Raw genomic sequence first — 25,057 nt, 5'->3', positions numbered from 1 at the left:
TTTAGTTATCCCACGTATCGGTTCGGAAAAGATTAACAGGTAAACCCTCTCGACTGAATAAATTAGGTAGGGCATCATTGCTAAAGGAATATCGAACAGCCACTGGATTAGGGACTTCTGGAGATGAAACTAAGAGCGTATTTCCATCGATTTTCCCTTGGGCAGGATAGAATTTCTGATCTTCTCCAGCAATCATCAAATGAGAAGGATCACCATCCTTTGCCACTAATTTGCCATTTAATTCTCTAAAATAGATCCGGATTTTACCCTTTTCTACCCGATGTCTATCATATTTAGGATAAAATATAGGACCTGCTTCTTGACCATAATTTTTTACTAAGGCCAAACTAGCAAAGCGATGAGCGACTTCAATTTTTTGTGTGGGGTGAATGTTGCTTACATCAGGGACTAAATCACTCAAAACCACCATAGCCGTTTTTTCAATGGCTAAATTCTTGGTTTGAGCTTCCCGTAATTTGGCTCCCAAATTATTGTCGCCATATTTATTGTAAGGTGCAATTTGAGCAAAATAGAAAGGGAAATTATTCTTGAAGGCCGTTCTCCAAGAGCTGATCATGGTTTCCATGAGTTCCGCATAGGTTTGATATTGGCCAACATTACTTTCACCCTGATACCATAAAGCTCCTGCAATGGTATAAGAAGTGATGGGAGCAATCATTGCATTGTAATTTAATCCAGGATAAACGGACCAAAAGGAATTGGGTCTTAGTTTTTTAGCAGCCTCCCATAAAGGAGTTTTTTTGGCCAAAATATCCTCCGGTGTCCAAACTTCAGCAGGAGTTCCCCCCCAATTGGAATTGATTAATCCCATGGGTACACCCAATTTTTGGTTTAATTCTTTTCCAAAAAAGTAACCTATCGCCGAAAAGGATTTCATGGCTTCAGGATTACAAACTATCCAATGTGCTCTGACATCTTCTTGAGGATAAGAAGAGGTAGCTTTAGGGATATAGAAAAAGCGAATTTGGTTATTGGTGGCATTGGGCATTTCATCCAGCGTTTCCTGGAGGTTTTGATCTCCACTCCATTCCATATTACTCTGACCCGAAAAAACCCAAACTTCTCCAAACACCACGTCGGTGATTTTAATGGAGTTTTTATTTCCCTGAAATTCAATCTGATGGTTTCCTCCTGCGGCTGGGGTAGGTATTTGAATACTCCATTTACCTAAAACAGCCTTGGTTTTAAAATGAGTTGTATCCCAATCCACATTGATTTTTACGGTTTCCGTAGGATTGGTTGTCCAACCCCACAAAGTCACTTTGCTTTTTTGTTGTAAGACCATGTGGTCTCCAATAATTGCGGGTAATTGAACATCGGCATTGGCTAGATAACTGGAGCACAGCAATACCAGCAGATAAAATATCTTTTTCATATTTGTTGTAATTTATGATTTCAACATGTTTCTATTCCATGGTCCACGATATGGCCTTGCCAACAAGGCAGTGGCTTGGGGATCATTGACAATAATTTGGGCACTTGGATCATAAATTAAAGGTCTTCCCCCTAAATCCATGGAAACATTAGCTAACAAGCAACTTGCCGTAGAAATATGTCCTTCACTGATGTCGGCTATAGGTTTGGATTTTTTATCAATGGCAGCCAAGAAATCCAACATGTGTAAACGTGTAGCTGGGGCAGCATTTAATTCAATTCGTTCCTCGGTTAGATCTTCTGGATATTTTTCTTTTTCATAAATTACATCCATGTGAAGGCTTTTTTGCTTGGAATCTGTCGGAGTAAAATCATATTTCATGGTGCTAGCACGCAAGGTACCTTTTTCACCATAGATGGTTAATCCCCAAGGATATTCAGGGTCATTCGGTGTACCCCAAGTGCGGTGCTGCCATACGCAGTTTAAACCATCGTATTCAAAAACAGCGGATTGAGTATCTGAAATATTGGATTTCCCTTCTTTTTGTACATAAATTCCACCTTGAGAGCTGATACGTTTTGGCCAGCCTAAATCCAACATCCAACGAGTCGTATCAAACATGTGGATACACATATCACCCATGATACCATTGCCATATTCCTTGAACGTTCTCCACCAACGGATATGCGGGCTTCCATCGTAGGGTCTCATAGGTGCAGGCCCTGTCCACATCTCATAATCAAAATAGTCTGGAACCGCCTGAACAGGTGGATTTCCGTTATTTCTCATGTGGTAATAACAATACATTTCCACGTGAGCGACTTTTCCTAAGAGGCCTTTATCGATGATTTCTTTTTTGGCATGAATTAAATGCGGCGTACTTTTTCTTTGAGTACCCACTTGTACTACTTTTCCATATTTTCTCGCGGCCGCTACCATGGCCTCCCCTTCTAAAACATCCACAGAAATGGGTTTTTGTACATAGACATTAGCTCCTGCCTTTACTGCTTCGATCATTTGTAAAGGATGCCAATGATCAGGACTGCCTATTAACACAATGTCCAATTCGTTTTCCTTCAAAAGCTTACGGTAGTCTCCATATAGACGCGGTACTTTACCTGATTTTTGACGTTCACTCACCAATTTACCAGCTTGATTTAACTGGTTTTTATCGACATCACATAGCGCCACTACTTCTACTGGAACTACTTGGATAAGTCGGAATAGATCACTTTTTCCATACCAACCAGTTCCTATTAAGGCTACTCGCAAAGGTTTGTCGGGATGAATTAAGTCAAGGCCATAAGCACCGAATTGAGACAGGGCTAAACTGGCGGTGGCACCTTTTAAAAAATGTCTTCGATTAATGTTGAATGTTTTCATAGCTTGAATATAAAAGTTGAAACAGATGAGCCTGGGATTTCCAGTTCAACCGTTTTGTTTAGGTATTGAATGGGTATTTTTTGTTTTTCAGGGCCTTCATTTTGAACCAATAAACAGATTTTTTTATCAGGTCTAAGGAAAGCCACCATGGGTAAATTAGGTGATTGGTTTAATTTAATTCGTTTTGAACCTGCAGGAATAAAAGAGGAAGCTTGAGCAATAATATAATAAGCAACATTTCGCTGTATTCCTTGGCTCAAGGTAATGGCTCCCAAGCATTCGGTACATCCACCTGGACTATGGGGACCTAGGTTTTGATCATTGGCTAAATTCCATTCCAAGGCCGTTTTAGCACCTTGATTCATAGAGCCTATGACTACGTTTTTGATATGCCACATGAAATCTCCATAAAAATCTCCTTTCACTCCTGTCCATTGTTCTGTGAAATAGAGGTTTTTATCTGGATGCTTTGTCCTTACTTGTGCTAATGCGCTAATATCTCCATTGTATAGATGAAAAGCCGATCCATCGACATACTTTCTGGCTTGTGGATCATTAAGAATAGTAATAGGATATTCAGGTTTATCGCAATTATGATCATAACAAATGATTTTTGTGGAGATTCGATTTTTCTGAAACTGTGGACCTAAAAAATCGCGTATAAATACCATTTGTTCCTCTGCCGACATGGATAAACTAGGGTTATTGCCGGGATGCAAAGGTTCATTTTGCGGGGTTACGGCATGTATGTTGATCCCCAATTTCTTCATTTCTTGGATGTATCGGATGAAATACCGGGCATATACCTCATAATAGGTTGGTTGTAATTTACCTCCTTTGGTTTCATGATTATCTTTCATCCAGGTCGGAGGACTCCAAGGAGTAGCGAATATTTTTATTTTGGGATTAATGCTCAAAATCTCAATTAAAAGAGGAATTAAAGCTTTTTTGTCTTCATGTAAACTAAAGTTTTCAAGAGTAAGATCTTCTTTTCCCATTGGGACGTCATCATATGAAAATACCTTTTCATCCATATCTGAAGCCCCTATGCTAATTCTCAGTACAGAAATACCTACTTGGTTCAGTTTATTGCCAAATAGTTCTTGTAAAAGCTCTCGTTTAGTCTGGGAATCCAATGCTTGAATTAAATGGGCACTGCCACCTGTTAATGTATAGCCAAATCCATCCACCGTTTGATCTAAGCCTTGAGGATTTAAATTGATGGGATTGGTTTGACGGCTTATATTTCTTGTGTCCCAGGCCAGATTGGGGTATTTTTGAAACATCTGTTTTTTCTTTGGAAGGGAAATCCAATTCTCAATGGATTGTCCTTTCATGCTCAAAGGAATTAACAGCATAAAAAGCATCCAAATGCATTTTGGATTAGCTTTTACTACATTCATAAACTAGGTATTAGATTGCAAGCTTAAAGATATTCATATTTTGAAATTGTTCAATTCTATCTTACTATTTTTCAATAAAAAAAGCGAACCCTTTTCAGGAGTTCGCTAGCAAACACGGATTGTCTTGGGTTTTGTTAAAAATAACGATTGGAGAATTCAGTATGCGTCTTAGAATTTGGACCCATAAAAATACGGGCGTAAATACGCATAATGGAAAGTCCATCTAAAATGAAGCTCAAGGAAACTACAGCAGCTAAGGCAAATTGATCCTCATGAATATGGGAAAAAATGACATCTTCACCGATAAAAGTAGGTGTTATTGGAAAACCTGTTAATCCCAAACAAGCCAATAAAAAGACGAAAGCAATTTTAGGATGTTCTTCTGATAAACCGTGGAAGCGGTTCAAGAGTATTTTGCCTTCCAAACGGAATAATCGCATGATACAGGCATAACCTATGATACCCGCCATGAGTATTCCGCTTAAATATATCCAGGTTTCTTTACTGTCATAACTTTCATTAAATGAAATAGCCAAAGCTATAGTAATGTGATTGATTATGACCAGAATCCAGCTTAAACGTAGGCTTCTTCTTTGCGTGAAAGATTTCAATACAAAAATTAATCCAATAGATCCTAGAATTATGGGCATGTATAGCGTCCAATCATTACTAAAGTAATTACTTTCTTTAATGATAAAAATACCCATTAAAATGGGGACAAAAATCCCTATTAATCTTTTGACAGTCAGGAAATTAAGCTTGTTTCCTGCCCATTTCATTGGATTCCAAAGATATTGATACATGATGGAGTCTAAATTCCATTCCTTCAAACAAAGCAAATACAAGGTGTTTTGGATTTTATCAGAAAACGAATCTTCCACGGTCTTATCTCGTGGTTCAAAATGATAAAACTGTTCTCGAATCAAATAGCTAACTACCGATGGAGACACCAGCAATTGGTAGGTTCTTAAAAAGGCATTTCCTGCAAAATGAAACAGAGCTAATTTTTCAAATCCCAGGGATATTTCAATGAAAATCAAGCCAATTTGAGCTATAGAAGAATATGCTATCTGACTTTTCACAGAAGATTGTACCCTAGCTATTCCAGTAGCAATTATCGCCGTAATCAGTCCCATGGCTGCAATGAGGATGCGAATGGAAATTTGGTGCTCCCAAAACGGAAATGTTCTCATCATTAAAAATACGCCAATATGGACCGACAAAGAACCATAAAAAATGGCACTCGAAGGTGTTGGGCCTTCCATGGCTCTTGGAAGCCAAGATGAAAAGGGTAATTGGGCCGATTTTGCACTAGCTGAAACGAGAATCATTAAGGAAATAAATACCCCAATAAAGCTATGAGTTTGCAAATGTTCATGTACTAATTCCGCATTCTTCAATTGAGAAAAAGTAATGTTCTGATGCCATAAATGATGGCTGGCCCACATGGCTAAAATGATTCCCACATCTCCTATCCGATAAATGGAAAACACTTTGACGGCATTTTTAACTGGTAAATACCGCTCACGATAAAAGGAAATCAAGAGGAAGGAAGATATTCCTAACATTTCCCAACCGATGAACAGGGTTTCCATATTTCCTGCTAAAATGGTGATACAATACCCCAAATAGAAGAAAAGTGTGGTATTAAAAAAGCGTTTATATCCAGGTTCTCGGTGTAAGTAAAAACGGGAATACAGCGTGACCAAAAAGGTTAAAATAGCTCCTACTAATAGATATACACTGGTGATATAATCAAATAGAAAGTCAAGTTGGAATACATAATCACTGTTTTTAAATAGAATCCAACCTGTCATTTGCCAGTCTGGAGCGCCTAGGCCTAACCAGTTGGCAACAAACAATACAGCCACAAGCAATTGAACTCCTAGGGTTCCAAATGCCGTAAATGATATTTTTCTCTCGTCGTTTTTGGGTAAGACTAAGCTTATCAAAAAACCCGCCAGAGGAATTAAAATAAATATGGGAAGGTAATTTTGCATGGAAATTAGTCTTGTTGGATTAAATACACGGGAAAATTCTCTTGATTACTTTCTAATAAGCTTTCTATTTCACGAATATGTTCCAATTGCTTATTAATAGGTTTGTAAGGATTGAATTGCCCATTTTCGAATATTTGCACTTCTTTGGTTTCTGGATTGACGGAGGCTAAGATCACCCAATCGTTGATGAACCATTCATAGGTTTCAGTAGATCTTTGAATGGTTTTTAATACAACATCCGGGAAATGTTCCACGATGAGCATCAGTCGAATGGGATCATGCACTTCCGTCATTTGGGAAGGTAAACCAGGTCGCAAATCACCATCGATACCATTGGCTACTCCAAATAGCCCCATCACATTATGAGGTAATTTGGTCCCTGCTCCCAATTTTTCACTGTCTACTCGAGAGAAATAATATTCCAAATTAATACCACCACAAACGGGCGCAGCCGCTTTTAGAATGTTTAACAAATAATTTCCTTCCGGATCTACCCGATAATCAAAGGAGTTCAAGAAAGACCTTCTATCCAAGAAAATCCCTTTGGAAAGCTCCCGGCGGCCTACTAAACACAAGGCATTGGTCGCATGGTTTAACTCAGGGCGAGGCTCAAAAAGAGATACCGAACGCAAGCGAATTTTTTCATGAATTTCCTTCGGACTCAGTTCGGTATTGATGGATTCAAAACGTCTAGAACGTTCTTTCGCATTTAAATCAAGTGCACTTTCAAATACCTTAGCATGCTGAGCATGTAATTTCACATAAAATTCATCCTTGATTTCATCATCATAAAATACCATCTCATCGCGGGTAGTATCATGCAATGCTCCTACAAAAATGGTTTCATCAGGAATATCAATGCCTCTTTCTCTCAAAATCGCACGCACTTCCGGTTTATTGGCCATTTGGCTCACCACACGAGCATTTACAGAACCGGCTCTACCCGAACAAGCTCCACAGTCGTAAGCAGCATAATGTGGATTATTAACAGAGCTTGCACCATGCCCCACGGCATAAACGATTGGCGCAAAATCTTTGACCAAGCCAATACTTTTTAACATCCCTTCCACCCGATTGGCCATTTCATCGATTTTAAAGCCAATTTGCAAGCCATTTTCTTGTTGGATTAAGGCATCGTAATCCACTTGCAATTGGGAAAATTTATCCATGTGACGCAAAGAGGAAGCCGTAGCAGGACTCATACTTGGTTTGAAAATATTAGCAAATAATTTGAGTGCCGACCAAAAACCTAAGGTTTGAGATATAATCCAGCCCGTATAAAAATTATGACTATGCTTGGAAAAATGTGGGTCAGTTTCCCATTTCTTCTCATCTCCTATTTCTTTAATCAGGTATTTGGGAGTTACGGGAGCAGGACATAGCTTAGAATAAAATTTACCTCCAATGGGTTGATAAAAGAATTCTACACTAAAGAAACCAGGCGTTCCATAGGTATCACAATGAGGATCAATAGATTCCAAGTATCTTCGGAAAGAACATTCGCGGTCGTCAATGCAAAATAAACCTTGAAAGCTTTTAGTGCCAGTCGATTTAGGCATTTTAGACTCTTGCTGAATTCCCGCTAAAACTTGGTCATAATATGTCCATTCAAATGCTTCCTGGAAAATAGATAGAATTTCCATGACTTCTGAATGCTCAATAGGATCCAATAAAGAAGGAAGCGGATTTTCTAAGGTATTTCCTAAGCCAATCCAACCGCTTGATAATAGATAATCAATGGTATCAATTTCCAATAAGCATTCGAGCATGATCAAATCATGCAGGCTTATTTGCCTACGATCTAACAAGGTTTGTGGTAAATCCTCAACGGTAGAAACCATTCCAGACCATCCCTGATGGGCAAATTGTTGGTCAAAGAGGTATTGTTCATACAGATGAGGATGTGAACCTACCAGAATGCTCAATAAATCTTCTAGGGTAGTATGCTCATCTAGGAGCATATTTTTGGCTCTTTTGCCTTTAAATAAACTAAGCCAGCTCTTTTTTTCAAGCTCTTTAATCGCTTCTAAAAAGCTTTTATTCTCGATGGGAAAATGCCAAATTGAAATCCCTTGATCTAGATAACTGGATATTAAACGAAATAAATTTGGATGTACCATCGAATCCAAATCGATATTGTACACCTTTTTCCATTGACCGCGTAAAGCTCCAATTCTAGGACTAGGAACACTTTCTAACTCTTGATGTAATAATTTGTATTTCCACTGAGTCGTTTTTTTCGCTCCTTTTTTCTTTTCAATGACATTATTTAAAATATCGTCATTGATCCGTTTAGCATGGTGAAGTTCACGAAACTGATCTACACTAAGATAAACTTGATACCCCAAGGTGGTATGTGCCTTTCTTAGTGCCTCATGAAAAGGTAAATGTTGAAAGGCATGCAAAGTATTATGATGCACAAAATCCATTAATGGAGCCTGTGCAGGCAAATAATGTTTTAATTCATGCAGAACATGCTCTAGATGAAATCCCTTATGTGTTGTAGTCATCTTCCTTAATTTATTATTCCAATGAGAGGAAAAATTCTCATTGGAATGTATGAAAAATGTAGGCGGAATGAGATTTGATTCTCAAAATGAAATTAAGAAATTATTTGTTTCTTTTTTCTAGCTGCCAATTTGTGTTCGGAAAGCAAAATATGCTCGTCAAAGCCAATGATGGTAAATGTACCCCCTGCAGCGATGTAATCTGCCTCAAAATGATGCAAATTTTCCATGACCGAGTGATCTACCAAATGCGTATTACTAAAATCCATGGTGACATGCATTCCTTGAGGAATGGCATCCAATTTAGCTTTTAATCCCATATAATTCGTAAATACAGCCGCTTTAGTTACCTCAACTAAATATTGATCATCATTGAAAGAAACAGTTACATTGGATTTAAAGAAGCTAGATATTGGTGCTCCGTTTAACAAATGAATGAGTATTTTAACCAACATACCTACAGCAATACCAATCAATAAATCTTCATACAAGGTAAAGAAAATAGTGACTAAAAAGATAGCCAATTGACCTTTACCGATGTTGAAAATATGGATGAACTCCTTGGGATGAGCTAATTTGATACCCACTGAAACCAACATGGCCGCTAATGCCGCATTGGGAATAAGTTCAATGACAGGGGCCGCAAATACCACAAACACCAAAATAAAGAAACCATGGAAGAAGTTTGCCCAGCGTGTTTGGGCTCCATTGTTGACGTTCGCCGAACTACGCGCCACTTCGGAAATCATGGGTAAACCACCTAAAATTCCTACCAAGGTATTCCCGATACCAACGGCAATTAAATCTTTGTTTGGATTGGATTTGCGCTTGTATGGATCTTGCATGTCTATGGCCTTAACGGTCAATAATGACTCTAAAGAACCAACCAAAGCAAACATGATTACATATTTGATAAATACCATTTTATTGGCAAATCCCGAAAAGTCAACGTTTACATGGATATTATCAATCAGATTGCCAATTTTCACTAAGGCGGATGCTGGTTCAGTATGCTTAAAATCTAAAAAAATCTCTGCAGGAATAGCAATGCACAATACAATCAAGGCAGCTGGAATCTTACGTAAAAAATTTACTGGAATCTTTTGCCAAGTCATCATGATGATAAAACTTAGCATACCCACAATAGCACCATTTCTATCTAAATTCATCACAAATTGAGGAATCGAGGCTGCCAATTCAAATGGGCTTTTCCCTTTAGCTAATAATGGATTAACATTCAATAAAACCGGTATTTGCTTGAATATGATAATTAAACCAATTGCGGCCAACATACCATGAACGGCAGAAAGGGGGAAGAAATCAACTAATTTTCCGAGTTTAAAAACACCAAAAAGGATCTGCACGATTCCTGCCACTACGATAGCTCCTAGGGCATAATGCCAGCCCTGCTCTCCCCCACCAAAATCAGCTACAGCACCTACAATAATGACAATAAGTCCTGCTGCAGGCCCTTTAATCGTTAAGCGTGAACCTGAAAATAGACTGACAATAATACCACCAATAATGGCGGATAATAATCCCATCAATGGTGGGAATTCAGAAGCTTTAGCAATACCTAAACTTAAAGGCAAGGCTAATAAAAATACAATAAAACCTGAAACAGCATCGGCACTGAAATTTTCTTTCAATCCAGCTATTCCATCTTTGGGGATTTGAGGCGTTACATTTTTCATTTTTATTTTTCATGTGCGCATTCATTCCTCTTTTAAAAGTAAAATTGTCAAGCAATTTTTAAAGAAAAATCAATGAGCGGTGGTAAAATTTGGATAGGATCCAATAGGCGAATTGAATAAAGGATAATCTATGCGATTAATCCTACAGCCTGATATTCCTGAAAAGTATGAAAAATGGGGTTGTTGAAAAGCTATTAGCCATCAAAGATGGAATAGCTACAGATTTTAATGCCCCTGAATAGGGATTATTGAATGAAAAGTGGCTAGATAAATCAAAATCAGAAAAGTCAAAATGAACACATTCTGTTTCATCATCGTCTTCTTCCGTAGTATCGCGGTCTTCTTCAAATAAAAGGTTAAAAAAACCAAGCTCTTTTTGCTCTGTTTTTTTAACCTTAAAATTGTTTTCAATTGTACTTTCTTGAGTTAAACCAATTATTTGCTTCATCGAGGCCGTGACCAAGAAAAAGAAGATACTGATAAACAAAAAGAAATAACGATTGAATTTCATATAAACCTATAACGGCACAAATGTATATTTAATTTCTTAAAGATGATAAAAATTCTACAACATCTCTAATTTCTCTCTTCGACATCAGGCTGCCCATAGGTGGCATACTGGATGGGAAATTCTCTCTTGACTTGATGCGAGATATTGCAATTTTCAAAGGTTCAGCTTCCGAAGTTTTTAGCTGAATCATGCTTTCTGTCTCAGAAATAACGGTTCCACTTACTTCTTGACCATCTGTTAATTTCAAATTGATGGTGCCATATCCAGGAGCAATTCTCGCACTTGGCTCAATCAAAGCTTGTAAAATTTGCTCTCTGCTTAAACGACGACCAATTCCTTTTAACGATGGTCCAACAATGCCACCTTCTCCCCCAGCAGTATGACAACGAACGCATTGAACGGTTTGATTTCTGTAGAAAATGGCATTACCTGCTTGAATGTTTCCACCAAACATGGCATCTTTAAATTCATCGGTCAAAGTCCCTTTGGTCTTTAATGCATCTAATTTGGCAATCAGTTTTTGTGAATTGCTCGCTTCCACTGCTTCCACTAAATCCAATCGGATATCATTGGATAATTTATTAGCCACCATTCTTTGGATTAAATCAGCTAATACATCGTCTGTTTTATCCACTGGCATCTTTCCGATACTTTGTAATAATTGTTGTTGTTCAATCACACTTCCCTTTTCCATAATCGGATTGACCACGTTCGGTAATTGAGTTTTCGACAAATCAACCTTATCTAAAAATCCTAAAGATGCTCCACGAACACTTCGATCTGCATCATTCATGCCTTTTTGAATAATCAAGGATAGATTTGCGTCTTTTAATGCTACTAAAGAACTCAAATGAGCCGCTCTCACCTTGGCATTGGCATGATTTAAGAAAATTTGAGTTTGTTCACTCTTGAAATCTGTGATTTTTAATTCCGATAACAATTTGGCTGTTGCCACTAAAACTTCTGGATTATTACTTCTTAAAAATGAGGCAATTTTAGGGTAGATACGACCTACCACATCAGCTGGATTTCTTTGCAATACACCTCTATGTCGACCATCTACTCGATCTAACACCGATGGATTAGCCCAAGATCCTAAGGTAGCAATGGCCTCTGCACGGATGACATCCGAAATGTCATTTCGTTCACTGAAAAGAATCAAAGCATCAATCTCTTTACTGGTACCTACACGTAAACAAGCATTGATCGCACGACGAAGTAATGCTTCTCCTTTCCACGCTTTGTTGTTTAATGCTGTGGCTAAAGCTGGTAAAGCTGCTGGAATAGATTCATCGTCATTAATGGCTCTTGCTGCTTCTGTAGCAATATATTCATCTGAATCTTGTAAAAATAAAGCTATTTGTGGGCTTGATAAACGACGTAATACTAGTACCGCTGCTGTTTTTAGGGCCGTATTTGAAGAACCTGCCAAAGCAACCAAAGGATCTTCTTTTCCAATTCTCGCTAAAGCTAAAACTGCCGCATGGCGGATGTAATGATCCTCATCGTTATTTTTTTCAATGAGTTTCAATAAGCCTGGAATGGCCTTTTCTGATTTAATTCTTCCTAAAGCCTGACATGCAAAGAAACTAACACGGGGATTTTTGGAATCAATTAATTGAATTAAACGCCCTTCATGATCTTTGTTGAAAATATCTCCCAATACTTTCGCCGCCTGAGCTACTATTTCCTCATCTTGATCTTGTAATTGTTCCCCTAACATAGCCCCTACGGTAACATCTGTGGCTCCTAGCTGTCCCATTCCCCATATTCCATGAATACGAGCCAATTGATTTTCTTTTTGTTGAATGGCTTTTTGAAATAGGGCAACAGAAGCATTACCTCTTTTAGCTAGCTCAAATTGAGCTTTCATACGTACTCGTAAGTCGTTGTAGAAAAGTAAATCATACAAGGCATTCGTGTTCTGTTTCTCATAATCCAATTGGATCAATCGTTTTGTTTCAGCTCTTTCTTGTGCTAAATCGTTGTTTTGGGTATCTACATCAATCTTCCATACTCGGCCATAATGTTTCACATCCCAGCCATTTACCCAGTCGGCAGCGTACAAGGCTCCATCAGGGCCAAAACGCATACCTGTAGGTAAAATTCCACTCACAACATCTTCTTCCGATTTGAAATCAAACGTGGCTCCTTTAGGTTTTAGGTCAAAGGACCAAATGTGGGAAGCATTGGGATTACCCACAAACTCCACTAAAAAGAATTTATTTGTCCATTTCTTACCTAGGGCCGTTCCTGGATTAAACAACATTCCTGTCGGACCATTATGATAGTTTCTGATAGGAGGAATAATGTAGGCAGCTTGTCCTTTCCAGCGAGGCACATACAATTTTTCGTCCATCCATACTTTATACAGATTATTACCTGGGTCAGTATATTTTCCGTATTGCCAGTTGGATCTCCAACCCGCATCTGAACCTTCCACAATATGTACCAAACGCTCACTTTCACCCGGATGGTCACCGTCATTGTCTGAACTTATCAAATTTCCATAGTGGTCAAATACAAATTCGTGGGTATTTCTTAAACCAGAAGCAAAAACCTCAAAATTACTTCCATCTGGATTTGAACGAACGATTACCCCAGAATTAGGATATTTATATTGTTCTCCATCCAATGCCGTAATATTGGCTCCAATGTCTCCAATTTGCCAATAAATCTTGCCATCTGGCCCTTCGATTACCCCCGACATACCATGTCCACCAAAACCAATGTGAACCGCATAGCCCGTTGAAATGGATACAGGTTCCGTTAAAAGACCGTTTTTCTTCGTGTTTTTTAAACGCCATAAATCAGGGCCAACGGCGATAAAAGCATCTTTTTTACGTACCAAAATACCCCCAGTTACGTCGGTAAATTCTTCGTGAAAACCGTTGTATACGCGGGTGGCTTGGTCGGCGAAACCATCTCCATTTTTATCTTCAATTTTCCAGATTTCTTCTTTTTCAACCTTTAAGTCATTGACATCATGAATTCCATCTTGATTTAAATCCGGTAACCAATCATTTTTGGCGGAATTTTCTGGGGCAAAGGTCCTATGTAAAAAGGCCTTTCTGTCGGCCACCGATTGAAACCCAATGGACTCTGTCATCCAATCACGATGCCCACGAATATCGAACTCAGAATATTTTCCACGATTGGTACGAGTAATGTATACGGCACCCTGATCATCCATATCCATAGCCACCGGATCTGGAGCTAATGAATCCGAGGCAAATCGTGTAATCTGTAACCCTGGGGCAATTTTAATGGGTAATTTCTCTTTGGCCAATTTAGCCTTTTCGGCCAAATTATCTTGATCTTCTAGTATCACCCGATAGGTGTCTTTTTCTAAGGAATTACTACAAGAATAGGAAATTGCGGAAACGAGCCCAAGAGCATAAAGAAATTTTAATTTCATCGTAAATGGTTTTTCAAAAGCAAAATTTTCAATCAGAACTACAAACATAAAAAGACATAGTCATATTATTTATACCCAGCTATCTTTAAATAATTGAATATCAACTAGGAATTGTTTATCCCCCAGAATTTCTAAGCCTACTAATGAAAAAAATGTATTTTTGTTTTTATCTCCATCAGCACTATGAAAACTTACTTTATCCTTCCCTCTCTCTGTTTAATTTTCCTTGTATTCAGTCATAGTCTTTCCTTTGGGGTCAATTCCAATCAAATAAAAGCGTGGAAAGCCCAATCCAAACGCGTAAATATCATTCGAGATGAATATGGGGTTCCGCATATTTATGGGAAATTTGATGCTGATGCGGTATTTGGTTTATTGTATGCTCAATGCGAGGATGATTTTATGCGGGTAGAAATGAATTATATCGAGAAGCTAGGTCGAAAAGCCGAAGTCTTTGGTCCGAATGAATTAGCCAATGATTTGTATATCCGATTGATTATTAGCCAAGAAGAAGCCAAGCAAGAATATAAAACGAGTCCCCTTTGGCTTAAGAAATTATTGCATGCATATGCTGATGGTATTAATTATTATTTATACAAACATCCTGAAGTTAAACCTGCCCTGTTAAGTCATTTTGAACCTTGGTATCCCCTTCTATGGACGGATGGAAGTATAGGAGCCATTTCTACGGGAAGCATTAATCAAGCTGAAGTAGCTAGGTTTTATGGTTTAATGGGTAATAAATTAAGTTACTTAAAAAGAAATGCTGTAGACCCAGAGGCAGATTTAACAGGTTCTAATGGTTTTGCAGTAGGTCCTGCTAAATCTAAATCAGGGAATTCTCTGTTTTACATCAATCCTCACGTGACATTTTATTTTAGACCTGAAGTACAGATGAGCAGTGAGGAAGGATTGAATGTATATGGCGCAGTTACTTGGGGACAATTCTTTGTTTATCAGGGATTTAATCGCTTTGGTGGATGGATGCACACTTCAAGTCAGGTAGATGTGGCTGATAATTATGCAGAAACGACCCGAGATGGTCAACATGGAAAAGAATATCTATTAGATGGTAAATGGCTACCTATTAAAGAACAAAGCATTGTATTGCAGGCTAAAGGGCAGTCGCCACATATTATCCAAGTTTACTCCAATCACCGCGGTCCCATCATGGCTGAAAGAGAGGGTAAATGGATTTCAGTTAAATCCTATAATCGGTCTATCAAGAGTTTAATACAAAGTTGGGCGAGAACCAAAACCAAAAGTTTTGAGGAATTTCAATCGGTCATGAATATGCGGGCTAATACTTCCAACAATACGGTGTATGCTGGTCAACATGGTCGGATAGCCTATTGGCATGGGAATTTTGTTCCAAAACGACAGCCAGAAATCGATTGGTCTTTGGTTCAAGATGGAACTAAATCATCTTTGGACTGGAAAGGGGTACATCCTTTGAAAGAGATTGTTCAATCCATTGATCCCATAAGTGCCTGGATACAAAATTGTAATTCAACTCCATTTACCGTTTCAGGCTTGTCGAGTCCTAAAAAATCACAATTCCCCGTCTATATGGCTCCAGATGCAGAGAATTTTCGCGACAAAAATGCTTTTCGCTTATTTTCTAAATCAGGAAAATTGGATTTGGATGACTTGATTCAGATTGGTTATGATCGAAAATTAATTGCTTTTGAATACCTGATTCCTGCTTTGGTGAAGGCGGGAGAAAAAAGAAATTTAGCAGCTAATTCAACTTTTGGATTAGCCATAGATACATTGAAAAAATGGAATTTTCAGGCTCGATTAAGTTCTGTGGCTCAAACCTTAGCCATCCAATGGGGACAAAAAACACTACTGAAAATACCAAGGAAATTAATGTTTGGAGGAGAAATTGACCTAATTAAAAGTGTAGAAGCCTATCTTGCGTCAGGGAAGGAAGAAGAAATGTGTCAAGTCTTGGATGTGGTTTTGCAGGATTTACACAAAAATTGGGGAACCTGGCAAGTGGCTTGGGGAGAGTTAAATCGCTTGCAACGTATTGGAAATCAGTCAGAATTCTACTTTGATGATGCCCAAGCTAGCTATGCCGTTCCTTTTGCTTCATCTACTTGGGGGATGTTACCCTCTTATAACAGCAAGGCCTTTCCGAATACCAAAAAATGGTACGGTGTCAATGGGAATAGTTTCATTTGCGCTGTGGAATTTGGTCCCAAAATTAAAGCAAAATCTCTTCTTGCTGGAGGACAAAGTGGTGATATACATTCTCCTCATTTTTTTGATCAAGCACAGAACTATGCGGAAGGAAAATTTAAGGACGTTCATTTTTATTTGGATGATGTTTTAAAGCATCAGAAATCAGCTTATCATCCTTAAATTCATTGTTTAGGAAGGCAATTTTTGTAAATTAGTTGGATTAATAAATGGATATGTCACAACCTTTAGTTTCCAGATTTCAATACGAAGCCATCTTCAATGAGGCGGCCATAGGTATTCTGGTAACGGATTCATCCAGTAATGTCATTATGACGAATCACTTTGCCGATAGTCTTTTTGGATATGAGCGAAATGAATTAAAAGGGAAAAATATCGATATCCTAATTCCCAATCATTTGCGATCTCGGCATCATGGTCATCAAACCAAATATGCAGAGCATCCACAAGATCGCCCCATGGGTGTAGGCTTAGATTTGAAGGCCAAAAGAAAGGATGAATCCTTATTTCCTGTGGAGATCAGTTTGAGTCATTTTAAAGAAAATGACCAAATGTTTTACATTGCTTTTATCAGTGATGTTACTCTGAAACGTAAGGTGGAAATGGAACTGATTTTGAAAAATCAGGAGATTAACCAATTGAATGAGACCTTAGAAGAAGAAGTAAAGGCAAGAACGCAAGCCTTGCAGAATACGCTGGAGAAATTAGAAGCTAATACGCTAGAATTAGAAAGTGCTTTGCAAAAGGAAAAGGAATTAGGGGATTTGAAAACGCGTTTCGTTTCTATGGCATCTCATGAGTTTAGGACTCCCCTCACCTCTATATTAAGTTCCGCAACTTTATTAGAGAAGTACCAAAAAGCCGAAGAACAAGAAAAAAGAGAACAGCATATCCGGCGGATCAAGGCTTCAGTAAATCATTTGACCATGATTTTAGAAGAATTTTTATCGGTAGGAAAACTCGAGTCAGGACATGTAGAGATTCATGCTTCTACCATCGAATTAGAACCTTTGTTTTTAGAAATAAAGTCGGATTTGATTCCTTATAAAAAGGCCAATCAGAAAATTATGTTGGATTTTGATGCCTCGGAAACCTGGGTCAGTGATGAATCAGTTTTGCGGAAAATATTATTGAATGCCTTATCAAATGCCCTGAAGTTTTCCAATGAGAATGTAGATTTAATCGTCAAGGAAGAAAACAATATCTTAAAAATCACGATTAGCGACAAAGGTATAGGAATCAGTGATGATGATAAAAAACATTTATTTGAGCGATTTTTTCGTGGCAGTAATGCCACTGTTATTCCAGGGACTGGTTTGGGATTACACTTGATTGATCGATATTTGGAATTGATAAATGGTGAACTAAAATTAGAATCAGCATTGAACCAAGGAACCCAACTTACCATAGAAATACCGAGATTAAACCATGATGAATAAAATATTACTTATAGAAGACAGTGATGATATCCGGGAAAACACGGCTGAGCTACTGGAATTATCAGGTTATGTAGTAGAAACTGCTGCAGATGGCATTGAAGGAGTTCGTATGGCTCAACATAACCTCCCTGATTTGGTGATTTGTGATATTATGATGCCCCATTTAGATGGCTTTGGTGTGTTGCAGGTATTTTCTAAACATGAGCAATTGTCTCAGGTTCCTTTTATTTTCTTGACTGCTAAGACGGATCGTTCAGATATGCGGAAAGGGATGGAAATGGGCGCTGACGATTTTTTAACTAAGCCGTTCCAAGAGGTAGAATTATTGCGTTCCATCGAAACTCGTTTAAAAAAGAAGTCGCTTCAACAAATGGAAGGTCACGTCGATGTAGAATTACAATCCGAGGTTTCACTTGCTCAAAAAGCCTTAGATTTTCTTGATTTTACGCATTTCGATGGGGAAAAAAGAACACATCATTTACAGAAGAAACAGAGCATATATTCCGAGGGCGATAGTCATTCACGTTTGTATTTCTTAGAAAAGGGTAAAATTAAAACCTACCACACCAACCGAGAAGGAAAATATTTTATTACCTCATTCATCAAAGAAGGAGAGTTTTTTGGCTATGTGGATATTTTAGAAAATCAAATCTATCGAGAAACAGCTGAAGCCTTAGAAGAGTCCATTATTTTAAGTATTTCTTCTAATGAATTCAAAGATTTACTCAAGCAAAATATCCATTTAGAAATATATTTTAGAAAAGCTTTGACTAGCTACCTCATGAAAAATGAGAAAATATTGGTTTCTATGGCATATCAGTCCTTGCGTTTACGTGTATCCATGGCATTGGTAGAATTAGCGAAAACTTACGGAAATGACTTACATGGACCAGTTGTTATCCGTCTTTCTCGAGAAGATTTAGCTTCACGAGTGGGCACCGCCACGGAAACTGTTATCAGAACTTTGAGTGACTTTAAAAAAGAAGGTCTATTAGAAATTAGAGGAAGTGAAATGACTCTTTTGGATGTCAATAAACTGGCTAATTTGCGCTATTAGAGCTAAATGGGTGACAAATGATGGGGCTGAGTGGAGAGTTTTTCAAATAATTCGAATGATTCATCCCAATTCCCCAGGCACCTCTGAATAAGAGTAAAAAAGCGACTCCCCAGCTTAAATACTTGACATAGTACATCAAGTTTCCTTGTTTTTTTTCCAACCATCGAAAGCCTAATATGGCCGTTGTGATGGCTGGTAAAGTACTCAATCCAAAAATAAACATGGTCCATGCTCCTAATGTGGGACTGGGTTGAATCAGGGCCAAACTAAGTCCACCAATGACCAATCCACAAGGAAGTAATCCATTGCCCATACCCAAGAAGAAATGGCCTAATACGCCCATTCCCCTCCCCGATTGCTGTAAGGGCTTTCCTATCCAACGATACAGAAAATCAAACAAACTGTCTTTTAATTTGCCCGAGGATAAGAAAAGCAAGACTAATCCCGCAAATAAGTAGTAAAAATGCCACCATGTAGGAAAAATCCAGATGGAGCCCATGCTGGCAACTAAAAATCCTAGGATGGAATAAGTAAAAATACGGCCAATTTGGTAGATGACCGTACTGACATTAGCCTGTTGGTTTTTTTGCCTGACATGAAGCATAATGGGGCCACACATGGCCACACAATGCCAACTACCGGCTAATCCTATTAAAAAGCTGAGATACCAAGTTTGCATTAAGGAACTAAAATACGCTGATCATTCATATAGGTTTTATCGGCTATCATCCATTCTATATTGATTTTCCATGGACCTTTCGACAAGAATTCGCTCGATATAGTCCAAGTGCTATCACTTGGTTTTTTCAGTGTAAAGGACTTGTCCTGAGCGGCAGAGGAAGGACGAAAGAAATTCACTTTGACATCATGTGAGCCTTGGGGAATGCTCAATTTGACTTCCTTACTAGAAGCGTTAAACTGAAGTTCTACCTTCTCTGCCAGTAAGGCTGTTTCCTTTCTTTGATCTATTTTCTTTTGAAATTTCTGTCCATCTTCATAATAATGGTCTCCCACTAATTCAATGGTTTCATGTGTCATGTTGACATAAAAATAGGCCATAAATGCGCCAAAAAGTATAAATACGCCAATGATGGCATGTCCCCAATTCAACGATTTTTTTTCTGTATTACTCATCAGGCTGTATAAATCTAGTTTTGATTGTTTCTATTTCACCATCCTTATTCTGGATATGAATTTCTATTTTGTCTTTACTTTTCCATGCACCTATAGGAGCTTTGATGAAAAATTCAGACTTTACCATTTTTCCTGGTTCTATACCCTTAGGTGGCGTTCCTACCCATTGAATTCGCATGGGTGATTCAATTTGGAACTGTAAATTTTGTAAATCCAGCGATTTGTTCAAAATCTCAATGGAGTACAAATTACTTACTTCCTTATTTTTTTCATCCAATTGGAAAGTCATCCCCGGGGTTCTCAATAAGGTGGTTTCCCAAGGACTTCTAGTCAATAAAAGAAAGGCTATAGCTCCCACTAAAAGTAATAGAACACCACTGTAAGCACCAATTCTCAAATTGAACTTCAATTTCTTTTGTTCATTAATCCCATTGACAGAATCATATCGAATGAGGTTTTTAGGCTTATTGATTTTTTCCATCACTTCATCACAGGCATCAATACAGGACGTACAACCGATACATTCCAATTGATTACTTCCATTTCGGATATCAATCCCTGTAGGACAAACTCGTACGCACCAATGACAATCGATACAATCACCCTGCTGACTTTGATCTACGCCTTTTTGTATTTTTCCTCTTGGCTCGCCTCGTTTATGATCATAAGAAACAAGAATCGAATTATTGTCTAATAAAACACCTTGTAGGCGTCCATAAGGACAAACCACAATGCAGACTAATTCTCTAAACCGAGCAAAAACAAAATAAAATGTTCCCGTGAATAATAAAATGGTAAATAAACCTGTCAAGTGATCCATGGGTGGTTCAGTCACTAATTTGATCCACTCCTTTTTACCCATGATGTACATCAAAAAGGTATTGGAAATAGCGAAAGACAAAAGAATAAACAAGGTATGCTTGCTAACTCGTTTTACTATTTTTTGGCTATCCCAAGGTGCGGCATCTAATCTTTTTTGGGCCTTATCATCCCCATCAATCCAGTATTCAATCTTCCTAAAAAGCATTTCCATAAAGATGGTTTGCGGACAAGCCCACCCACACCAAACCCGACCAAAAAGCACGGTAAATAAGCTGATGAAGATTAAGGAGGCCACTAAGCCCAAAGCTACTAAATGGAAATCTTGTGGAAAGAAAGGAACCCCAAAAAAGATGAACTTACGTTCAATCACATTGAACAAAAAGACAGGCTCGCCTTTTCTCTCTATCCAAGGTAGACCAAAAAGTAATATCATTAAAAGGTAAGAAAAATAGGTTCTCAGGCGATATAAACGACCAATGATTCTACCTGGGTAAATCCAAAGACGTTTACCGTCTTTGCTTTGATTATATAGATGATTACGATAATCATCATTTTCTAAACTGATATTTGACATAAAAAAGAAGGTCCGTTTCCGGACCTTTTTAATTTAAAATGGAGCCTTTTCTCTACAAGTACTTATACCAAAAGGTTTATACAAGGGACAAAAACGAAAGATTCCCGTTAAGGCAATTATGCCCGCAACTACATATACAACTACGGATAAATTATCAGGAATTATCCCAGCATAAGTAAGGATAGCCAAAGCTACTGCCGCAGCTAAGCGAGCTACCCGATCTGTACGTCCAACATTCTGTTTCATATGGTTGAATTTTGATGACTATTTTTGCTCCGTTCCTTGTGGCTCCTTAGCCCCCGGAGGATTGCTTCCTTGTAAAGTTAGGATATAGGAAGAAACTTGTTGAATCTGAATCGGATTCAGTGTTTTATTCCAAGCAATCATCCCCTTTTCAGGAACGCCATTGGTGATGGTATGAAACAAATCCTTCATGGTACCTCCGTGTATCCAATACACGTCTGTCAAATTAGGACCTACGCCTCCTTGACCCTTATCACCATGACAAGCTACGCAATTTGTCGTATAAATAGTTGATCCTTCTGTTAAATCTTTTGCTGCACTCATTGCCTTTACATTGTCCTCATTAACTGAGTTCGCGAATTTCTTCATGTATTCTTCCCTCGCCTTTTCAGCAACAGCTACCTCTGTTTTGTATTCTGCTTCTTGAATATTGCCATCTTGAGCTACGTGGTAATAAAATAAATACACCACACCAAACAAGATCGTAATATAAAACAAATACATGAACCAAGGTGGAGTAGGATTATCTAACTCTACAATGCCATCATATTGATGCTCCATTTCTAGATCTTTTTCCTTCTCCAAAGGTTTTAATCCAGTAAATTTCTGCCACCAGCTTAAGGATGCTTCCTCCTCCTGTTTACTAGGATCTAAGGTTAATTTCTTAAGCGCAGAAGAAAGCTGCATGGTTACGATTAATACTAAAATGCTGGTTAAAAGGATCAAGCTGATTAACCAAATTTCTGTGAATGAATTAAACATATTGTTATGAATAAATGTTGTCAAAAATCTTTAAGCCTATTCTAGGGGCATTTTTCTCATTTTGTCTAGATGTTTTTTATCCATCCAGAACAAATAGATTCCTACCAAAACAAAGAATACAAGGAATACCAATAAAGAGAATATCATGTAGGAGTCTGCTCCTGGTATGGTGGAAATAAATTGCTTAAACATGGTCTTATTTTTTAGAAATGTCTGTACCTAATCTTTGTAAATAAGCGATCAAAGCAATAATCTCTTTGTCAGCACCTACTTTGATTTTTTCTTCCGCTAAACGTGCTTGAATCTCTTTGGATTGAGCTTCTAAGTCCTTCACCGCATTTTTGATTTGAACATCATCATAAGGAACGCCTAATGTCTTCATCGCTTGTAATTTAGCTTGAGTTTGAGACGTATTTAAACTCTGATCATACAACCAATCATAAGCTGGCATAATGGATCCAGGAGACATAGATGACGGTTCACGCATGTGATGGTAGTGCCAAGAATCTGGATATTTCCCCCCCTCACGGTGTAAATCCGGTCCCGTTCTTTTAGATCCCCACAAGAATGGATGGTCATATACAAACTCACCTGATTTAGAAAACTCGCCATAACGTTCTGTTTCACTTCGGAATGGACGAACCAATTGAGAGTGGCAGTTTACGCAGCCTTCACGAATATAAATATCACGTCCTTCTAGTTCTAGTGAAGTATAAGGTTGAACAGCCGCAATCGTAGGAACATTGGATTTCACCATGAACGTTGGTATTAATTCCACTATAGAACCTACAAGAATCATGATTAAAGAACCTATCAATAATTGAATCGGTCTTCTCTCAATCCAGCTATGCCAGTGTAATCCTTTTACTTCTTTTTCAGATACAATAACCTCTAATGGAGCGGCTTCAGCTGGTTCATTGGCTAAAAGAGAACCTTGAGCCATCGTCTTGAATAAGTTATATGCCATTAAAATAGCACCCACTAAGTACAATGTACCTCCTAAAGCACGCATTTGGTGCATTGGGATAATTTGTAAAGTAGTATCTAAGAAGTTACCGTATTGTAAAGTTCCTTCTGGGGTAAACTGTTTCCACATCATACCCTGAGTGAAACCAGAGATATACATCGGAATAGCATAAAAGGCAATACCTAATGTACCAATCCAGAAGTGAGTCTTCACTAATTTTTCTGAGAATAAAGTTGTTTGGAAAATACGCGGTACCATCCAATACAATATGGCGAATGTCAAGAAACCATTCCATCCTAATGCACCTACGTGAACGTGAGCTACGATCCAGTCAGTAAAGTGGGCAATCGCATTAACGTTCTTTAAACTTAACATGGGGCCTTCAAAAGTAGCCATACCGTAAGTCGTGATACCCACTACCATAAATTTCAAAATGGTATTTTCACGTACTTGATCCCAAGCACCACGTAAGGTTAACAAGCCATTAATCATTCCACCCCATGATGGAGCAATCAACATAATAGAGAAAACCACACCTAAGGATTGTGCCCAATCGGGTAAGCTAGAATACAATAAGTGGTGAGGTCCTGCCCAGATATAGATAAATATCAAAGCCCAGAAGTGTAAAATGGATAAGCGATACGAATATACCGGGCGATTTGCCATTTTAGGCAGGAAATAATACATCAAACCTAAGAAAGGAGTGGTTAAGAAAAATGCTACCGCATTATGTCCATACCACCACTGAATCAAGGCATCTTGTACCCCAGCATATACATAATAACTTTTTAAGAATGAGATTGGTAATTGTACGGAGTTGGTTAAGTGCAATACCGCAACAGTAACGAAAGTGGCAATGTAAAACCAAATAGCCACATATAAGTGACGCTCTCTACGTTTGATGATAGTACCAAACATATTGATACCGAATGCTACCCAAACTAAGGTAATCGCAATATCTATTGGCCACTCCAACTCCGCATATTCGTGTGATGTAGTAATACCTAAGGGTAACGTGATGACTGCAGCTACAATGATTAATTGCCAACCCCAAAAGTGGAACGACGAAAGAAAATCACTGAACATACGTGCTTTTAAAAGCCTTTGGAGTGAATAATACACACCGGCAAAGATGGCATTACCTACAAAAGCAAAAATCACTGCATTGGTATGCAGCGGACGTATACGACCAAATGTTCCATATTGAGTGACGTTCATTGCAGGTTCGAACAACTGTGAGGCAATAATGACCCCAACGAGCATTCCAACAATACCCCAGATAATGGTTGCAATGGCGAAATTCCGAACGGTTTTATTGTCGTACGAGAATTGATCCAAAGTAGTCGTTTGTGACTTCATAAGCGTTTAAATTGAGATTAATTGATTGTCTTTTTATCTTCATTAAGAATGCGCATACCTGGAGTAATGAGGTCATCTTGCTGCCCTGAGCGTACAAACCAGATAAACGCAACGAGGAAACCGATGGCCATGAGTAAACTCAAAAAAATCATTAAGTACATTATTTCCATGGTATGCACA

Annotated in this window: 19 protein-coding genes; 3 read left to right on the top strand and 16 right to left on the bottom strand. The window is 38.2% G+C overall.

Annotated features, from left to right (window positions below; genetic code table 11):
- Nucleotide 1 precedes the first annotated feature (1 nt).
- The 8 genes from EWU23_RS02325 to EWU23_RS02290 all read right to left on the bottom strand — a co-directional run bounded on the left by EWU23_RS02325 (nucleotide 2) and on the right by EWU23_RS02290 (nucleotide 14,312).
- Nucleotides 2-1,396 (bottom strand): sialate O-acetylesterase, encoded by a 1,395-nt coding sequence (locus tag EWU23_RS02325; protein ID WP_166228407.1) that lies wholly within the window; start codon nucleotides 1,394-1,396, stop codon nucleotides 2-4.
- A 12-nt stretch (nucleotides 1,397-1,408) separates the two neighbouring features.
- Nucleotides 1,409-2,779 carry a Gfo/Idh/MocA family protein gene (locus EWU23_RS02320; protein WP_166228405.1) on the bottom strand — a complete coding sequence of 457 codons (1,371 nt, stop codon included), beginning with the start codon at nucleotides 2,777-2,779 and terminating at the stop codon, nucleotides 1,409-1,411.
- Nucleotides 2,776-4,182, bottom strand: a complete 1,407-nt coding sequence (locus EWU23_RS02315; protein WP_166228402.1) for a glycoside hydrolase family 30 protein — start codon at nucleotides 4,180-4,182, stop codon at nucleotides 2,776-2,778. Before EWU23_RS02315 ends, EWU23_RS02320 begins: the two co-directional genes overlap by 4 nt.
- A 134-nt stretch (nucleotides 4,183-4,316) precedes the next feature.
- Entirely contained in the window at nucleotides 4,317-6,182 is a 1,866-nt protein-coding gene (locus tag EWU23_RS02310; RefSeq protein WP_166228400.1) for a proton-conducting transporter transmembrane domain-containing protein, read from the bottom strand.
- A gap of 5 nt (nucleotides 6,183-6,187) precedes the next feature.
- On the bottom strand, nucleotides 6,188-8,692 hold the full coding sequence (locus EWU23_RS02305) for a YbcC family protein (RefSeq protein ID WP_166228398.1): 2,505 nt from the start codon (nucleotides 8,690-8,692) through the stop codon (nucleotides 6,188-6,190).
- Nucleotides 8,693-8,784: 92 nt separating this feature from the next.
- Nucleotides 8,785-10,383 (bottom strand): SulP family inorganic anion transporter, encoded by a 1,599-nt coding sequence (locus tag EWU23_RS02300; protein ID WP_166228396.1) that lies wholly within the window; start codon nucleotides 10,381-10,383, stop codon nucleotides 8,785-8,787.
- Nucleotides 10,384-10,525: 142 nt separating this feature from the next.
- Nucleotides 10,526-10,831 carry a hypothetical protein gene (locus EWU23_RS02295; RefSeq protein WP_166228394.1) on the bottom strand — a complete coding sequence of 102 codons (306 nt, stop codon included), beginning with the start codon at nucleotides 10,829-10,831 and terminating at the stop codon, nucleotides 10,526-10,528.
- A 91-nt stretch (nucleotides 10,832-10,922) separates the two neighbouring features.
- A complete protein-coding gene (locus EWU23_RS02290; RefSeq protein WP_166228392.1) occupies nucleotides 10,923-14,312 on the bottom strand; it encodes a HEAT repeat domain-containing protein in 3,390 nt (1,129 codons plus the stop codon).
- Nucleotides 14,313-14,495: 183 nt separating this feature from the next.
- Between EWU23_RS02290 and EWU23_RS02285 the strand changes: the two genes are divergently transcribed.
- From EWU23_RS02285 to EWU23_RS02275, 3 genes are read left to right on the top strand one after another with little or no spacing between them, the layout of a single operon-like run.
- Entirely contained in the window at nucleotides 14,496-16,682 is a 2,187-nt protein-coding gene (locus tag EWU23_RS02285) for a penicillin acylase family protein (RefSeq protein ID WP_166228390.1), read from the top strand.
- Nucleotides 16,683-16,735: 53 nt separating this feature from the next.
- Entirely contained in the window at nucleotides 16,736-17,959 is a 1,224-nt protein-coding gene (locus EWU23_RS02280) for a PAS domain-containing sensor histidine kinase (protein WP_166228388.1), read from the top strand.
- Nucleotides 17,949-19,016, top strand: coding sequence for a response regulator (locus EWU23_RS02275; protein WP_235942128.1), 1,068 nt, complete (start codon nucleotides 17,949-17,951; stop codon nucleotides 19,014-19,016). Before EWU23_RS02280 ends, EWU23_RS02275 begins: the two co-directional genes overlap by 11 nt.
- Here EWU23_RS02275 and EWU23_RS02270 read toward each other — a convergent pair.
- From EWU23_RS02270 to ccoS, 8 genes are read right to left on the bottom strand one after another with little or no spacing between them, the layout of a single operon-like run.
- On the bottom strand, nucleotides 19,000-19,695 hold the full coding sequence (locus tag EWU23_RS02270) for a sulfite exporter TauE/SafE family protein (protein WP_166228386.1): 696 nt from the start codon (nucleotides 19,693-19,695) through the stop codon (nucleotides 19,000-19,002). The genes EWU23_RS02275 and EWU23_RS02270 overlap by 17 nt on opposite strands.
- A complete protein-coding gene (locus EWU23_RS02265) occupies nucleotides 19,695-20,150 on the bottom strand; it encodes a FixH family protein (RefSeq protein ID WP_166228384.1) in 456 nt (151 codons plus the stop codon). Before EWU23_RS02265 ends, EWU23_RS02270 begins: the two co-directional genes overlap by 1 nt.
- Complete coding sequence (ccoG, locus tag EWU23_RS02260) at nucleotides 20,143-21,546, bottom strand: cytochrome c oxidase accessory protein CcoG (protein ID WP_166228382.1); 1,404 nt, start codon at nucleotides 21,544-21,546, stop codon at nucleotides 20,143-20,145. The genes EWU23_RS02265 and ccoG overlap by 8 nt, the downstream gene beginning before the upstream one ends.
- 33 nt (nucleotides 21,547-21,579) lie before the next feature.
- On the bottom strand, nucleotides 21,580-21,792 hold the full coding sequence (locus tag EWU23_RS02255) for a YgaP family membrane protein (RefSeq protein WP_166228380.1): 213 nt from the start codon (nucleotides 21,790-21,792) through the stop codon (nucleotides 21,580-21,582).
- Between the two features lie 18 nt (nucleotides 21,793-21,810).
- On the bottom strand, nucleotides 21,811-22,551 hold the full coding sequence (locus EWU23_RS02250; RefSeq protein WP_166228378.1) for a cbb3-type cytochrome c oxidase N-terminal domain-containing protein: 741 nt from the start codon (nucleotides 22,549-22,551) through the stop codon (nucleotides 21,811-21,813).
- 36 nt (nucleotides 22,552-22,587) lie between these two features.
- On the bottom strand, nucleotides 22,588-22,743 hold the full coding sequence (locus EWU23_RS02245; protein WP_166228376.1) for a CcoQ/FixQ family Cbb3-type cytochrome c oxidase assembly chaperone: 156 nt from the start codon (nucleotides 22,741-22,743) through the stop codon (nucleotides 22,588-22,590).
- A 4-nt stretch (nucleotides 22,744-22,747) separates the two neighbouring features.
- Nucleotides 22,748-24,877: a cytochrome-c oxidase, cbb3-type subunit I gene (gene ccoN / locus EWU23_RS02240; RefSeq protein WP_166228374.1), complete on the bottom strand. Its 2,130-nt coding sequence runs from the start codon at nucleotides 24,875-24,877 to the stop codon at nucleotides 22,748-22,750.
- A 17-nt stretch (nucleotides 24,878-24,894) separates the two neighbouring features.
- Nucleotides 24,895-25,047, bottom strand: a complete 153-nt coding sequence (gene ccoS / locus EWU23_RS02235; RefSeq protein ID WP_166228372.1) for a cbb3-type cytochrome oxidase assembly protein CcoS — start codon at nucleotides 25,045-25,047, stop codon at nucleotides 24,895-24,897.
- Nucleotides 25,048-25,057: the final 10 nt, after the last annotated feature.

The sequence above is a fragment of the Aquirufa beregesia genome, assembly GCF_011090385.1.
GTDB classification, from domain to species: Bacteria; Bacteroidota; Bacteroidia; order Cytophagales; family Spirosomataceae; genus Aquirufa; species Aquirufa beregesia.
Note: the sequence above shows the minus strand (reverse complement) of the source record. Positions and strands in the feature narration are given on the sequence as shown.

Coding starts and splice junctions, on each gene's coding strand:
- EWU23_RS02325 (WP_166228407.1), bottom strand. CDS start 1,396: ATGAAAAAGATATTTTATCTGCTGGTATTGCTGTGCTCCAGTTATCTA.
- EWU23_RS02320 (WP_166228405.1), bottom strand. CDS start 2,779: ATGAAAACATTCAACATTAATCGAAGACATTTTTTAAAAGGTGCCACC.
- EWU23_RS02315 (WP_166228402.1), bottom strand. CDS start 4,182: ATGAATGTAGTAAAAGCTAATCCAAAATGCATTTGGATGCTTTTTATG.
- EWU23_RS02310 (WP_166228400.1), bottom strand. CDS start 6,182: ATGCAAAATTACCTTCCCATATTTATTTTAATTCCTCTGGCGGGTTTT.
- EWU23_RS02305 (WP_166228398.1), bottom strand. CDS start 8,692: ATGACTACAACACATAAGGGATTTCATCTAGAGCATGTTCTGCATGAA.
- EWU23_RS02300 (WP_166228396.1), bottom strand. CDS start 10,383: ATGAAAAATGTAACGCCTCAAATCCCCAAAGATGGAATAGCTGGATTG.
- EWU23_RS02295 (WP_166228394.1), bottom strand. CDS start 10,831: ATGAAGCAAATAATTGGTTTAACTCAAGAAAGTACAATTGAAAACAAT.
- EWU23_RS02290 (WP_166228392.1), bottom strand. CDS start 14,312: ATGAAATTAAAATTTCTTTATGCTCTTGGGCTCGTTTCCGCAATTTCC.
- EWU23_RS02285 (WP_166228390.1), top strand. CDS start 14,496: ATGAAAACTTACTTTATCCTTCCCTCTCTCTGTTTAATTTTCCTTGTA.
- EWU23_RS02280 (WP_166228388.1), top strand. CDS start 16,736: ATGTCACAACCTTTAGTTTCCAGATTTCAATACGAAGCCATCTTCAAT.
- EWU23_RS02275 (WP_235942128.1), top strand. CDS start 17,949: ATGATGAATAAAATATTACTTATAGAAGACAGTGATGATATCCGGGAA.
- EWU23_RS02270 (WP_166228386.1), bottom strand. CDS start 19,695: ATGCAAACTTGGTATCTCAGCTTTTTAATAGGATTAGCCGGTAGTTGG.
- EWU23_RS02265 (WP_166228384.1), bottom strand. CDS start 20,150: ATGAGTAATACAGAAAAAAAATCGTTGAATTGGGGACATGCCATCATT.
- ccoG (WP_166228382.1), bottom strand. CDS start 21,546: ATGTCAAATATCAGTTTAGAAAATGATGATTATCGTAATCATCTATAT.
- EWU23_RS02255 (WP_166228380.1), bottom strand. CDS start 21,792: ATGAAACAGAATGTTGGACGTACAGATCGGGTAGCTCGCTTAGCTGCG.
- EWU23_RS02250 (WP_166228378.1), bottom strand. CDS start 22,551: ATGTTTAATTCATTCACAGAAATTTGGTTAATCAGCTTGATCCTTTTA.
- EWU23_RS02245 (WP_166228376.1), bottom strand. CDS start 22,743: ATGTTTAAGCAATTTATTTCCACCATACCAGGAGCAGACTCCTACATG.
- ccoN (WP_166228374.1), bottom strand. CDS start 24,877: ATGAAGTCACAAACGACTACTTTGGATCAATTCTCGTACGACAATAAA.
- ccoS (WP_166228372.1), bottom strand. CDS start 25,047: ATGGAAATAATGTACTTAATGATTTTTTTGAGTTTACTCATGGCCATC.